The following is a 13769-nucleotide window of genomic DNA, read 5'->3' on the forward strand; positions in this document are numbered from 1 at the left end:
CACTGCGCAACGTGCTCGCCCACAAGGGCCGCCTGCTGATGACGGCGCTCGCCATCATGCTCGGCACCGCCTTCGTCGCCGGCACCATGGTCTTCACCGACACGCTCGGCGCCGCACTCAAGTCCCAGAACGCCCGGAGCTTCACGGACGTGGCGGTCGCCGTCACCGACGACGGTGCCGGCAACCGTTCCTACGACCGCGGCAGCCGGACCAAGGCCGGCCCGGCGCTCACCGAGGAGGTCCGCCGCCGGATCGCCCAGCTGCCCGGCACGGCGGACGCCCGCGGCGTGGTCTCCGGCTTCGCCGGCATCGCGGACCGCAAGGGCAACCTGATCGGGAACGGCTTCTCCACCACCGGCACCAACTACGTGCCCGGTCCGGACGGGACGGACGGCCGCTACCCGCTGGTCGAGGGCCGCGGCCCGCGCACCGGCACCGAGCTGGCGCTGGACACCCACACGGCCGGCAAGGGCGGCTTCAAGGTCGGCGACACCGTCCGGGTGGCCGTCAACGGCCCGGTGATGGAGCTCGAGCTGACCGGTCTGCTGGACACCAGGGACCCGCGGGTGCAGGCCGGCGGATCGCTGGCGGCCTTCGACACGGCCACCGCGCAGCGGCTCTACCTCACCCACCCCGACCAGTTCAGCGCCATCGACGTCCGGTCGAAGCCGGGCACCGACGACCGGCAACTGCTCGCGCAGGTCCAGCAGTTGCTGCCGAAGGCCGAGGCGGTCACCGCGACCACCGGCGCCGACCTCGCCGCCGAACAGGACCGCCAGATCGCCAAGGCCACCCAGGGCCTCAGCCGGGCGCTGCTGGCCTTCGCCGGCATCTCGCTCTTCGTCGGCATCTTCATCATCGCCAACACCTTCACCATGCTGATCGCCCAGCGCACCCGGGAGATCGCGCTGCTGCGCGCCGTCGGCGCCGCCCGCCGCCAGATCACCCGCTCGGTGCTGGTCGAGGCCCTGCTGACCGGTACCGTCGCCTCGGCCGCCGGCCTGGTCGCCGGCACCGGCATCGCGATCGGCTTCCGGGCCCTGGTGAACGGCCCGCTGGACGCCAACCTCCCGGACGGCCCGCTGGTGCTGGCCCCCGTGACCGTGCTGGCCACCTTCGGCGTCGGCATCGCCGTCACCGTGCTGGCCGCCTGGCTGCCGGCCCGGCGCGCGGCCCGGATCGCCCCGGTCGCCGCGATGGGCAACGGCGAGCAGCCGGCCACCCAGAAGAGCCTGCTGGTCCGCAACCTGATCGGTGGCGTGGTCGGCCTGCTGGGCGCCGCCGGGCTGGTGCTGGGTGCGTCGACCAAGGAGACCGGTCTGGTCGGCGCCGGTGCGGGCGTGCTGCTGGTCGGCGTGTTCGTGCTGACCCCGCTGCTGTGCCGCCCGCTGATCGCGCTCTTCTCGCCCGTCCTGGGCAGGCTGTACGGCACGCCGGGCAAGCTCGCCCGGGAGAACGCGCTGCGCAACCCGCGCCGCACGGCCGCCACCGCCTCCGCGCTGACCGTCGGCGTCACCCTGATCACCGCGCTGACCGTGGTGGGTGCCTCGGTGAACCACGCCGTGGACCGGGAGTCCTCGGTCGACGACCGCGCCGACTACACCGTGACGATGGCGAACTACTCGGTGCTCTCCCCCGAGGTCGGCGCCCAGATCGCCAAGGCCCCCGGGGTGGCCGCCAGCAGCGTCGAGCGGACGGTCGAGGTCGAGGTCGGCGGCGAGACCCGGTGGCTGACCGGCGTGGACCCGGCGACCATCGACCAGGTGGCCACCCTCGCGGTCAAGGAGGGCTCGGCGGACGCGCTGCGCCAGGGCAAGGTGCTGGTCAGCGACGGCTTCTCGCGGTACCAGCGGGTCGGTCTCGGCGGCACCCTGGAGGTGGTCTACCCGGACGGCAGCACGGCGAAGCTGGTGGTCGGCGGTGTGCTGGACCCCTCCGCCGCGCTGGGCGGCCTGGTCGTCCCCGACGCGCTGGTCGCCCCGCACGCCCCCGGCGTGGGGCTGGACAAGGTCCTGGTCAAGGGGGCGAACGGGGCCGACGCCGCCCTCAGGCAGGCGATCAAGGACGCCACCGGCGGCAACCCGCTGATCGCGGTCAAGGGCCCGGACGACCTGAAGGCCGAGTCCCGCGAGATGGTCACCGCGGCCCTGAACGTCATGTACGGCCTGCTGGGGATGTCGGTGGTGGTCGCGGTGCTCGGTGTCGTCAACACCATGGCGATGTCCGTCTTCGAACGCCGCCGCGAGATCGGCATGCTGCGGGCGATCGGGCTCGACCGGCGCGGGATCGGCCGGATGGTCCGGCTGGAGTCGCTGCTGATCGCGCTGTTCGGCGCGGTGATCGGCATCGGGCTGGGGACGGTCGTCGCGTGGGCCGGCAACCGGACCCTGCGCGACAGTTTCAAGGACCTCACCACCGTCGTCCCGCCGGTGCAGATCCTGCTCTTCCTGGTGCTGGCCGCCGTGATCGGCCTGCTGGCCGCCGCCTGGCCGTCCCGGCAGGCGTCCCGCCTGAACGTGCTGGACGCGATCAAGAGCGAGTAGCGGCGGGGTCCTCGCACGGGTGAGCCCCGGTACGGTCCGCGGACCTACCGGGGCTCACCCGTCGGCGTACCGGTCAGGCGCGGCCGGCCGCCTTCTGGCTGCGGCGCGACAGCGAGTCGATCACGACCGCGGCCAGCAGCACGGCGCCGGTGACCATGAACTGGATGGCGTTGCTCAGGCCCATGATGTTCATCCCGGACTGGATCGAGCCGATCACCAGCGCACCGAGCAGCGCCGACCAGGTGCTGCCCCGGCCGCCGAAGAGGCTGGTGCCGCCGATGACGGCCGCCGCGATGCAGTTCATCAGCAGGTTGCCGCCGCCGGAGGTCTGGCTGGCGGACTGGATCTGCGCGGCCAGGAACAGACCGCCGACGGCGGCCATGGTCGAACAGATCGAGAACACCGAGATCCGGATCCAGGACACGTTGATGCCGGCCCGCCGGGCGCCCTCGATGTTGCCGCCGAGCGCGAAGACCTGCCGCCCGTAGGTGGTCCGGCGGAGCACGAAGTCCAGCACCACGATGAAGATCAGGAAGATCAGCAGGGCCAGCGGCAGCCCCTTGTACTGGTTGAGCGTGTACGCGGCCACGAACGCGACCACGGCCAGCGCCACCGTGCGCAGGGCGATGTCCGCCGGCGCCCGGAACGGCACACCGGCCGCCCTGCGCCGCCGGGTGTCGTACAGCGAGGCGCCGAGGAACAGCAGCACGCCGATCGCGGCCACCCCGTAGGCGGCGATGGTCTGGCTGTAGATGGTGGTGTACAGCTTGGAGACGACGTCGGTGCCGGACAGGTTGATGGTGCCGCTGGATCCCAGGATCTGCAGCATCAGGCCGTTCCAGCCCAGGTTTCCGGCGAGGGTGACGACGAACGCCGGCACGCCCACCTTGGCGAAGAAGACACCCTGGATCACACCGACCAGCGCACCGCCCACCAGCGCCGCGAGCACCGCCAGCCACTGGTTGACGCCGTGGGTCACGTTGAGCACCGCGAAGATCGCGGCGCACAGCCCGCTGACCGAGCCCACCGACAGGTCGATCTCGCCGAGCAGCAGCACGAAGACCACACCGATGGCGATCATGCCGGTGCCGACGATCTGCTGGGACAGGTTGGAGAGGTTCTGCGCGGACAGGAAGGTGCTGTCGAGGCTGCCGAACACGGCCCAGATCACGATCAGCGCCAGCACCACCGGCAGCGACCCCAGCTCGCCGCTGCTCAGGCGCCGCCTGAACTCGCCGAGGTACCCGCTGAGACCCTCCTGCCGGACGATCAGACGCGGGTCCACGGCGGGGATCGCGTCGTGCGCGACCGGCACGGGGGCGTTCACGCCGTCCCTGGACATGCTGTCCTCGGGGAGCGGGCCGCGCCCCGGCTCGCGGTGTTCGTCTCCGTTCACGACGTCCCCTCCTGACCGCGGGCCTGCCGCCGGGTGACGGCGTTGTCGGTGGCGCCGGTGATGGCGGAGATGATCTCCTGCTGGTTGGTGTACCGGACGTCGAAGACCCCGTTGTTGCGCCCCAGCCGGAGCACCGCCACCTTGTCCGCCACCGCCATCACGTCGGCCATGTTGTGGCTGACCAGGATCACCCCGAGCCCCCGGTCGCGGAGCCGTTCCACCAGGTCGAGGACCTGGGCGGTCTGCTCCACGCCGAGGGCGGCGGTGGGTTCGTCGAGAATGACGATCCTGGGTTCGCCGATCAGTGCCCGGGCGATCGCCACGGTCTGCCGCTGGCCTCCGGAGAGCGAGGCGATCGGGATCCGCACGCTCGGGATCCGGATCGACAGCGTGTTCAGCAGCTCGCGCGAGCGCTTCTCCATGGCGACCTCGTTGAGCACCCCGAAGCGCTTCAGCTCCCTTCCGAGGAAGAGGTTGCCGACCACGTCGAGGTTGTCGCAGAGTGCGAGGTCCTGGTAGACGGTGGCGATGCCGAGGTGCTGGGCGTCCTGCGGGCGGTGGATGTTCACCGCCCGGCCCTGCCACTCGATGACGCCCTCGTCGGGCTGGTTGACCCCGGCGATCGCCTTCACCAGCGTGGACTTGCCGGCGCCGTTGTCGCCCACCAGGGCCACCACCTCGCCGGCCGCCACCTCCATCTCGACCTCGGTGAGGGCCTGCACCGCGCCGAACCGCTTCGAGATGCTACGCAGCGCCAGCACGGGAGGACCCGCCATGGCTATCAACTCCTCCTGGACGGCGGTCGGCTACTGGAGGCCCGCCGCGGTGCAGGCCGCGGCGTAGTCGGGCGTGCAGATCTGGGCCACGGTGTAGAGGCCGTCCGCGACCACGGTGCTCTTGATGTTGTCCTTGACCAGCACGATCGGCGTGATCAGGTTGGCCGGCACGGTCTGCCCGCTGCCGCTGGTGACGGTGGTGGGCACCAGGTCCTTGCCGAGCGTCTTGCCCTGCGCCAACTGCACGGCCATCGCGCCGGCGATGTCCGTCTCCGGCTTGTAGGGCTTGTAGATCGACATCGTCTGGGTGTCGATGAGGATCCGCTGCACGGCGTCGAGCTGGGCGTCCTGGCCGGTCAGCGGGACGCTGAGGTTGGCCGCCTTCAGTGCGGTCGCGATGCCCGCGGCCATGCCGTCGTTGGCGGAGTACACACCGACCACGTTCGGGGCGCCGATGGCGGTGATGCCCGCGGCGGCCTCCTGGTTGGCGTTGTTCGGGTCCCAGTTGGGGGTGTCGTACTCCTTGCCGATGGTCAGCTTCCCGTCGATGGCGCTGTGCGCGCCGGCCTTGAACTGGGCCGCGTTGGGGTCGGTGGGAGAGCCGTTGATCATGATGATCTTGCCGGCCGAGGCCTTGTCGCCGACCGCGGCCACCAGGGCCTCGCCCTGCAGCTGGCCGACCTTGTTGTTGTCGAAGGACACGTAGGCGTCGACCGGGCCCTGCGCCAGGCGGTCGTAGGCGACCACCTTGACGCCGGCGTCGTGCGCCTTCTGGACGGAGGCCTGGATGGACTTGGCGTCCACCGCGTCCAGCACCAGCACCTGGTTGCCCTTGGTGAGGGCGGTGTCGACCTGGGTCTGCTGGAGCGTGGCGTCCTGGTTGGCGTTGTAGTAGTCGATCTGCGCGTTGGGAGCCAGCTCCTTGATGCGGGACTCCAGCAGCGGCCGGTCGAACTGCTCGTAGCGGGTGGTCTTGGACTCGGGGAGGAGCACCCCGACCTTCACGGCGCCGGACGCGGTGCCGCTACCGGAGGAGGCGGAACCCGTCGACTGCTTGGCGCTGCCGCACGAGGTGAGCGCAAGAACGAGGGATGCCGCCGCAGCGCCGACGACAATCCCGGTGGATCGTGATTTCACGGGTCGCCTCTCATTACGTCGAGATGCCCCCCGGACTCCGAGTGTCCGGCGATCCGTCCGGTCCCGCCATTCGAAACAATCATGGGACCGTGCCGGTACGTCCATTCGGGTGTCGCCCCGACGGGAGCCGGCGGGCCGCGCCGGAATGTGGGTGGTCTGTGCCGACATGGGAGGGGAGCGGGGGAAGAACCGGGAACGTACGGGGCCGGTGGGATTGCCCCCGGGGATCCCGGGTACCCGCCTTCCGACCCGCCGCCTTCGCAACGGAGTACCTCCATGCCGCTGATCAACTACACCGCCCTCGACCGGCTCGTCCGCGAGCTCGACGGCCTGGCCGGCCTCCCGGCGTCCGACCGGAAGGCCCAGCGCCGCAAGGAGGACGCGCTGTACACGGTCTGCGTCTACACCGGACTGCGGGATCCGGGAGCGGCCCTCGCGCGGGCCCGGGTACTGCTCGCCCGGCGGGTGGCGGTGGGCGCCGGCTGACCCGCCCGGCGCCGCGTGCCGAGCGCCGCCGGCGGAGCGCCCGAAACCCCCGTGACCGTCCGTGTGCGCTCTGGTAGGTTCCCGCGCCATGGGCGACAACGGGGTGGCGGGGCTCGGCCGGCGGTTCGCGGCGCTCTGGGCGGCGAGCACGACCTCGGCGCTGGGCAGCGGACTGGCCCTGGTGGCGACCCCGCTGCTGGTCGCCGCCCGGACGGACGACCCGCTGCTGGTGTCCGCCGCAGCCGGGATCGGCTGGCTGCCCTGGCTGCTGTTCGCCCTGCCCGGCGGCGTGCTGGTCGACCGCACCGACCGCCGCCGGCTGATGGTCGTGGTGGACTGGGCCCGGGTCGCCGCGATGGGTGTGCTGGCCGCGGCGGTCGCCACCGGACACGCCGGCCTCCCGCTGCTCTACGCGGTGCTGTTCGTGGTCAACACCGGCGAGGTGGTGTTCCGCGCGGCGAGCCAGGCGGTCCTGCCGGCGGTGGTGCCCCGTGAGCGCCTGGAGCGGGCCAACGGGCTGCTCCTCGGCGGTGCCACCCTGATGCAGCAGATGGTCGCCGGGCCGCTCGGCGGCTTCCTGTTCGTCCTGGCCGCCGCCCTGCCGTTCCTCGCCAACACCGCCACCTACGCCGCGAGCGCCGTTCTGATCGGCCTGGTGGGTGGCGTGTACCGGGCGGCCCCGGGCGGAGATCCGCGGCCGGCGGCCGCCGGAGCGCGCTCGGTGGTCGCGGAGATGGCGGAGGGCCTGCGCTGGCTGGTGCGGCAGCGACTGCTGCGCACCATGGCGGTGCTGATCGGGCTGCTGAACGTGACGCTGACCGCGGCGACCGCGGTGCTGGTGCTGCTCGCCTCGCAGCGGCTGCACCTCGGCTCGGTCGGCTACGGGCTGCTGTTCACCTGCATGGCGGCCGGCGGCGTGCTCGGCTCGGTGGCCGGCGACCGGGTGATCGCCCGGGCCACGCCGACCTGGACGATCCGGATCGGGCTGCTGGTGGAGGCCGGGCTGCACCTGGCGCTGGCGACCTCCCGCGACCCGTACCTGATCGGGTTCGCGCTGTTCGCCTTCGGTGTGCACGGCGCGCTGTGGGGGATCGTGGCGAGTTCACTGCGCCAGCGGCTGACGCCGCCGGAGATGCTCGGCCGGGTCGGCAGCAGCAACCTGTTCATCGCGGCCGGCGGCAACTGCGCCGGCGCGCTGCTGGGCGGCGCCCTGGCCGGCGGCTTCGGGCTGACGGCCCCGTACTGGGTGGGGTTCGTGGTCGCGGTGCTGGTGTCGGCCGCGACCTGGCGGGTCTTCGACCGGGCGACCGTCGCCCAGGCGTACGCGACGCCGGTGCCGGCGGACCGGCCGGCCCCGGTGCCGGCGGACCGGCCGGCCCCGGCGTCGGCGGACCGGCCGGCCCCGGCGTCGGCGGACCGGCCGGCCCCGGCGTCGGCCGACGGGCCGGTGGGCGCGGGCTGAGCCCGGCCGGTCCACCGGCGTCAGCGTCCGCCGACCGCGGCCCGCAGCCGCGCCGGCGCCACCAGCAGGTACCCGGCCGTGACCAGGTCGGCGAGGTGCGGCCAGTCGACGTCACCGTCCAGGCCGACCCCGAGCCACCCGCGGTGGCCGACGTACGGCGGCCGGAAGAAGTGGTCCGGGTCGGCCGCGACCAGGTGCTCCTGGAGGCCCGGCGGCGCGGCGATCCAGCAGGCCGACCGGTCGTCGTGGTGGTGGTCGGCGAGGGTCGCGAACATCCGTCTGCCGCCCGCGAACCAGGCCGGTTCGCCGTGGCTGAGCCGTTCCTCGCACGCGGGCAGCGCCAGGCACAGGGCGCGCAGCCGATCGGCCGGGGTGGGCGCGGGCACGGCCGGTCAGCCCGTCCCGGGCGGGGCCTTGCGGGGCTCGCCGCGGTAGGTGCCGAAGGACCAGTGGTTGCCCTCCGGGTCGCGCACCGCGAAGTCCCGCGAGCCGTAGTCGGTGACGTGCAGCCCGGTGAGGACGTCGGCGCCGGCGGCGACGGCCCGCGCGTGCACCGCGTCGGGGTCGGCGGTGACCACGTACGCGCCGAAGTGGCCGGGGCGCAGCGGCCACTTGTCGTCCTCGTCCTCCGGGCGGGCGGAGCCCAGCATCACCCCGCCGCCCTCCGGCCAGGAGAGCTGGGCGTGGTGCACCCGCTCGCCCTCGCCGTAGACCACGGTCTCCTCGAAGCCGAACGCCTCCACCAGGAACCGGATCAGGGCCCGGGCGTCGTCGGCCCGCAGTGAGGGCCACACCTGCGGTGCGGGGGTCAGGTCGGTCATGGTCGTGCACCTCCTCGTCCGTTTCGGCCAGTCTGCGCCGTGCCCGGCACCGATGGCTTGGACGTTTGGGAACAGGTCACCCGACCGGGCGTGCGCCCTCCTCGCCGGCCTGCCGCCCCGGGACGCCGCCGGGGCGCTCCTCGGCGAGCCAGCGGGTGGGCGGGCAGCCGGCCAGGGCGCGGAACTCCCGGGCCAGGTGGGCCTGGTCGAAGTAGCCGGTGCGGGCGGCGAGCCCCGCGAGGCCGTCCTCGCCGGGGGCGTCGAGCCGGCGGCGGGCCCGGTCGAAGCGGATCACCCGGGCGGCGGCCTTGGGGGAGAGGCCGGTCTCCTGCCGGAACCGGTCGGCGAGGTGGCGGCGGCTCCAGCCGACCTCCCGGGCGAGCTCGGCGACCGGCGCCGCGCCGCCGCTGGCGGTGAGCAGCTGCCAGGCCCGGCGGACCTCGGGGGCGGGGGCCCGGGCCGGTCGGGCCAGGGCGGCGAGCCCCCGGTCCAGCACGGCGAACCGGCCGGGCCAGTCGGGCGCCGCGAGGACGCGTTCGCGCAGCTCCCGGACGGCGGGGCCGAGCAGGGCGTCGGCGGGCAGGTCGAGCGAGGCGAGCTCGCCGGCCGGCAGCCCGAGCAGGGCGCGGGCGCCGAGCGGGTGCAGGGCGAGCTGGATGCCGGACTGGCTGCCCTGATGGGTGATCAGGGCGGGGCGGGTGTGCAGGCCGCCGAGCAGGCTGTCGTACGTGGCGCCGGGTTGGCGGGGGTCGGGGTGGGCGGCGACGGTGAGCGGCTCGTCCAGGGTGAGGATGAAGGTCAGCCAGGGGGAGGGGAGGCCGCGGTGGCGTGCGGGGGCCAGCCCGCGCTGCCGGTACCCGGAGTACCAGGCGACGTAGGGCCGCAGCGGCGCCGCGGGCCGGACCCGCAGTGACTCGTCCACCCTCCCAGTATCGCTCCGGCGGCCACCGTCCCGGACGTTCCGCCCGCGGTGACCCCGGCGGTGACTCCGGCGGGTGGCCCCGAGGGTGACGAGCCCTCGCGGGGGCATGTAAGGTAAGCCTTGCCTAAAGATTGTCGACATGGTGACCGGGGGGCCGGGAGTCGTGGTCGGCGGTGGTGGAGACTTCGAACCAGGGGGGCCAGTGAGCACTGTTCCGACTGCGCGTCAGCCGCGTTCCGGCGCCCGCACGTTGATCGAGGCGCTGCCGTCGCTGGAGCGGTTCCGCGGTCAGACCGTGGTGGTCAAGTTCGGCGGCAACGCCATGGTCGACGAGGGCCTGAAGGCGGCCTTCGCCCAGGACGTCGTCTTCCTGCGCTACGCCGGCCTGCACCCGGTCGTCGTGCACGGCGGCGGCCCGCAGATCAGCTCCCTGCTGGACCGGCTCGGACTGGAGTCGTCCTTCACCGCGGGTCTGCGGGTCACCACGCCGGAGACCATGGACGTGGTGCGGATGGTGCTGGCCGGCCAGGTGCAGCGCGAGCTGGTCGGGCTGCTGAACGGGCACGGCCCGTTCGCGGTCGGTATGACCGGTGAGGACGCCCACACCATGACGGCCGTCAAGCGGTACGCCGTGGTCGGGGGCGAGCAGGTCGACATCGGACTGGTCGGCGACATCGTCACCATCGAGCCCGGGGTGGTGAAGGCGCTGATCGGCGACGGGCGGATCCCGGTGATCTCCTCGATCGCCCGCGGCGCCGACGGGCACGTCTACAACATCAACGCGGACACCGCGGCCGCCGCGATGGCGGTGGCGCTCGGTGCCGAGATGCTGGTCGTGCTGACCGACGTCGAGGGCCTGTATCGGGACTGGCCGAACTCCGCCGAGGTGGTCGAGCGGCTGACCGCCGGGGAGTTGGCGGAGATGCTGCCCGGCCTGGCCGGCGGCATGCTCCCGAAGATGGAGGGCTGCCTGCGGGCCGTCCGCTCCGGCGTGGGCTCCGCCCGGGTGCTGGACGGCCGGGTGCGCCACAGCCTGCTGCGGGCGCTCACCGAGTCCGGTTCGGGCACCGAGGTGGTGCCGGACGGCTCCGTGGCCGCCCCCGCGGACGTCCGGGCGGCGGTCCCCGTGCCGGCCTGACGGGCCGAAACCGCCCTGGTCGGACGGGTCGTGCGCACCCGGGTCCGAACTTGACACCTGCGCACATCTAAGACAAGTTAGGCAAGCCTTACCTCATCAGCGGGCGGGGCGGGCGGGTCGGGAACTCCACCGGAACGGTGCGGGGTGAGGCCCCGCCAGCAAGCAGCCAACGGAAGGACGAGCATGTCGGGATCGCGCGAGTCGAGCGCACAGGCCGGGACCGGCGGCGCCGACGACCTGGTCGGAATAGGCTTCGGCCCCTCCAACCTCGCCCTGGCCATCGCGATCGCCGACCACAACCGGCGCGACCCGGGCCAGGCCCTGCAGACCGGCTTCCTGGAGCAGCAGGCCGCCTTCGGCTGGCACCGCGGCATGCTGCTGGAGGGGGCGACCATGCAGGTCTCCTTCCTCAAGGACCTGGTCACCATGCGCGACCCGAGCAGCCCCTTCTCGTTCCTGGTCTACCTTCAGCAGCGCGGCCGCCTCGCGGACTTCATCAACCAGAAGAGCTTCTTCCCGACCCGGATCGAGTTCCACGACTACTTCGAGTGGTGCGCCGCGGAGTTCGCAGCCGACGTCGCCTACGGGCAGCGCGCCACCGAGATCCGCCCGGTGGTCGTGGACGGCCGCGTCGAGGCCGTGGACGTGGTCTCCCGCTCCACCACCGACCCGGCCGACGAGCAGGTCCGCCGCACCCGCAACCTCGCCGTCGGCACCGGCCTGACGCCGCGTCTGCCGGAGGGCGTCGAGCTCGGCGACCACGTCTGGCACACCCGCGACCTGATGTTCCGGGCACCGGCCCTGACGGACCGTCCGCACCGCCGCTTCACCGTGGTCGGCGCCGGCCAGTCCGCCGCCGAGGCGGTCGATTACCTGCACCGCACCTTCCCGGACGCCGAGGTCTGCGCCGTCTTCTCCCGCTACGGCTACAGCCCCGCGGACGACAGCCCGTTCGCCAACCGGATCTTCGACCCGGACGCCGTCGACCACTTCTTCGACGCCCCGGAGCCCGTCAAGCAGGACCTGCTCGACTACCACGGCAACACCAACTACTCGGTGGTGGACGGCGATCTGATCGAGCAGCTCTACCGCACCGTGTACCAGGAGAAGGTGCAGGGCCGCGAGCGCCTGCGGATCCTCAACACCACCCGGCTGACCGGTGTGGAGCAGGGCCCGGACGGCGCCCGCGCGATGATCCGCTCGCTCACCACCGGCGAGGAGTTCGCGCTGGAGTCGGACGCCGTCGTGCTGGCCACCGGCTACCGCCCGGTCGACCCCCGCCCGCTGCTCGGCGAGCTCGCCGCCGCCTGCCTGACCGACGAGCAGGGCCGGCTGCGGGTCGACCGCGACCACCGGATCCTGACGGCCGACCACGTGGACGTCGGCATCTACCTCCAGGGCGGCACCGAGCACACCCACGGCATCACCTCCTCGCTGCTGTCCACCCTCGCGGTGAGGTCCGGGGAGATCTGCGACTCGCTGCTGCTCCGCCGCACCGCCCGCGACCTGCGGACGGACTTCGGCCGCGGCGCGCAGGTCGGGGCCGCGGCGGGCTGAGCCCGTCCCCGCCGTCCCCGCCCGCCCACCTGACGAACGGACCACGCGATGACCCCCGCCATCCCGGGCCTCGACCCGGACAGCCTGCGCGCCGACCTCGCGGACCTGCTGGACGAACCGGCCGAGGAGATCGGTGACGACGACGACCTGCGTGACCTCGGCCTGGACTCGATCCGGCTGATGAGCCTGATCGCCCTGTGGCGCGGCCGCGGCGCTCGCGTCGAGTTCGCCGAACTGGCCGAGACCGAACCGACGGTGCGCGCCTGGTCCGCGTACCTGACCGCGGGCTGAACCCCGCTCTCCGCTCACCCCCCCCACCCGCTGGACTCCCTCACCCTCACGCGTCGCCCCGGGCCCGTCGGGCCGGCGCGGACCGCAGCGAAACCTCTCTAGGAGAACCATGAAGACCCCCGCTGTGCTCATGACCTCGGCCGCCCACCGCCGCAGAATCGCCGCCGCCGGTGCCGCTGCCGCGATGTTCGTGCTGGCCGCCTGCTCCTCCTCGGGCGGCGACAGCAAGGACCCGGCCGGCGCGGGCAAGGAGAGCGCCTCCACGGCCGCCGCGGGCCCGGTCGTCATCGAGGCCACCAACGGCAAGGTCACCGTCCCGGCGGGCGTGAAGCGGATCGTCTCGGTCTCGTACGCCACCGGCGCGCTGTTGGACCTCGGCGTCCAGCCGGTCGGCACCAGCACCATCGACGACAACAACCCGATGGAGCTGCTGCCCTCGCAGAAGGAGGCCGCCGGCAGGATCGAGCCGATCGGCTCCGGCATCGAGATCAACATCGAGAAGGTCGCCTCGCTCAAGCCCGACCTGATCATCGTCGAGGGCGCCACCGCGTTCGACTGGGGCATCAAGAAGCTGGAGGGCCTCGGCGTCCCGGTCCTGCACTTCGGCATCGACAAGCCGGCCGACCTGGTGAACGCCCAGGAGAAGATCGCGCTCGCGGTGGGCAGGGAGGCCGAGTTCAAGAAGCTGAAGTCGGACTACGACACCAAGGCCGCGAAGATCAAGACCGACTACGCGACCAAGCTGAACGCGGTCAAGTGGACCTTCGCCTCCTCGTACGGCGGCGGCGAGTTCCTCGTCGACACCAGCTCCTCCTGGGTCGGCCAGGTCCTGAAGGACGCCGGCGCGCAGTTCTCCGCCGCCTCCGCGGACCCGAAGGAGCACGAGGTCACCTACTCGACCGAGAAGCTCGACGTGCTGGCCGACGCGGACATCATCCTCGTCCCGAAGATGGCCGCCACCGGCGAGGTCCCGCAGGACACCAAGGACCTGGACAAGCAGCCGGCCTGGCAGCAGCTCAAGGCCGTCAAGGCCAACAAGGTCATCCCGGTCACCTACGGCACCACCGACCGTTACGGCACCTCGATCGACGTCCTGAACCAGATCGAGACCATCCTCAAGGGCCTCTAGCGCCCCGGCGCGGACGGCCGCCCCACCACCCGGCGGCCGTCCGCGCCCCCGCACGACCAGCGGACCGCACCATCACCACCGCACCCCGGCCCGGGAAGCCCCGGGGTGTCG

General features: G+C 72.8%; 13 protein-coding genes. 7 read left to right on the plus strand and 6 right to left on the minus strand.

All coding sequences use genetic code 11. The features are described from left to right. Positions 1–2: 2 nt before the first annotated feature. Positions 3–2543, plus strand: coding sequence for an ABC transporter permease (locus tag ACIOFR_RS37940; protein WP_401004727.1), 2541 nt, complete (start codon positions 3–5; stop codon positions 2541–2543). Between the two features lie 73 nt (positions 2544–2616). Here ACIOFR_RS37940 and ACIOFR_RS37945 read toward each other — a convergent pair whose 3' ends face one another. Genes ACIOFR_RS37945 through ACIOFR_RS37955 form a run of 3 tightly spaced genes read right to left on the minus strand, consistent with a single transcriptional unit; the run spans position 2617 to position 5852 of the window. After that, positions 2617–3885: a sugar ABC transporter permease gene (locus ACIOFR_RS37945; protein WP_401004755.1), complete on the minus strand. Its 1269-nt coding sequence runs from the start codon at positions 3883–3885 to the stop codon at positions 2617–2619. A 50-nt stretch (positions 3886–3935) separates the two neighbouring features. Then, positions 3936–4715 (minus strand): ATP-binding cassette domain-containing protein, encoded by a 780-nt coding sequence (locus ACIOFR_RS37950; RefSeq protein ID WP_401004729.1) that lies wholly within the window; start codon positions 4713–4715, stop codon positions 3936–3938. Positions 4716–4745: 30 nt separating this feature from the next. Next, positions 4746–5852: a sugar ABC transporter substrate-binding protein gene (locus ACIOFR_RS37955; RefSeq protein WP_401004731.1), complete on the minus strand. Its 1107-nt coding sequence runs from the start codon at positions 5850–5852 to the stop codon at positions 4746–4748. 276 nt (positions 5853–6128) lie between these two features. Between ACIOFR_RS37955 and ACIOFR_RS37960 the strand changes: the two genes are divergently transcribed. Both ACIOFR_RS37960 and ACIOFR_RS37965 read left to right on the plus strand, forming a co-directional pair. Then, positions 6129–6338 (plus strand): DUF5133 domain-containing protein, encoded by a 210-nt coding sequence (locus tag ACIOFR_RS37960; protein ID WP_401004733.1) that lies wholly within the window; start codon positions 6129–6131, stop codon positions 6336–6338. Between the two features lie 88 nt (positions 6339–6426). Beyond that, positions 6427–7800 (plus strand): MFS transporter, encoded by a 1374-nt coding sequence (locus tag ACIOFR_RS37965; RefSeq protein WP_401004735.1) that lies wholly within the window; start codon positions 6427–6429, stop codon positions 7798–7800. 20 nt (positions 7801–7820) lie between these two features. Here ACIOFR_RS37965 and ACIOFR_RS37970 read toward each other — a convergent pair whose 3' ends face one another. From ACIOFR_RS37970 to ACIOFR_RS37980, 3 genes are all read right to left on the minus strand, one after another. Further along, positions 7821–8186 carry an MmcQ/YjbR family DNA-binding protein gene (locus tag ACIOFR_RS37970; protein ID WP_401004737.1) on the minus strand — a complete coding sequence of 122 codons (366 nt, stop codon included), beginning with the start codon at positions 8184–8186 and terminating at the stop codon, positions 7821–7823. Positions 8187–8192: 6 nt separating this feature from the next. Continuing rightward, positions 8193–8621: a VOC family protein gene (locus tag ACIOFR_RS37975; protein ID WP_401004739.1), complete on the minus strand. Its 429-nt coding sequence runs from the start codon at positions 8619–8621 to the stop codon at positions 8193–8195. Between the two features lie 76 nt (positions 8622–8697). Continuing rightward, a complete protein-coding gene (locus tag ACIOFR_RS37980; protein ID WP_401004741.1) occupies positions 8698–9543 on the minus strand; it encodes a helix-turn-helix domain-containing protein in 846 nt (281 codons plus the stop codon). A gap of 202 nt (positions 9544–9745) precedes the next feature. Here ACIOFR_RS37980 and argB point away from each other — a divergent pair, with 202 nt between their 5' ends. The 4 genes from argB to ACIOFR_RS38000 all read left to right on the plus strand — a co-directional run bounded on the left by argB (position 9746) and on the right by ACIOFR_RS38000 (position 13658). Next, positions 9746–10681 carry an acetylglutamate kinase gene (gene argB / locus ACIOFR_RS37985; protein ID WP_401004743.1) on the plus strand — a complete coding sequence of 312 codons (936 nt, stop codon included), beginning with the start codon at positions 9746–9748 and terminating at the stop codon, positions 10679–10681. Positions 10682–10864: 183 nt separating this feature from the next. Next, positions 10865–12238, plus strand: coding sequence for a lysine N(6)-hydroxylase/L-ornithine N(5)-oxygenase family protein (locus ACIOFR_RS37990; RefSeq protein ID WP_401004745.1), 1374 nt, complete (start codon positions 10865–10867; stop codon positions 12236–12238). A 48-nt stretch (positions 12239–12286) separates the two neighbouring features. Then, entirely contained in the window at positions 12287–12529 is a 243-nt protein-coding gene (locus ACIOFR_RS37995; protein WP_401004747.1) for a phosphopantetheine-binding protein, read from the plus strand. A gap of 109 nt (positions 12530–12638) precedes the next feature. Beyond that, complete coding sequence (locus ACIOFR_RS38000) at positions 12639–13658, plus strand: ABC transporter substrate-binding protein (RefSeq protein WP_401004749.1); 1020 nt, start codon at positions 12639–12641, stop codon at positions 13656–13658. Positions 13659–13769 lie beyond the last annotated feature (111 nt).

This window comes from Kitasatospora sp. NPDC088346, from assembly GCF_044740765.1.
Taxonomy (GTDB): domain Bacteria; phylum Actinomycetota; class Actinomycetes; order Streptomycetales; family Streptomycetaceae; genus Kitasatospora.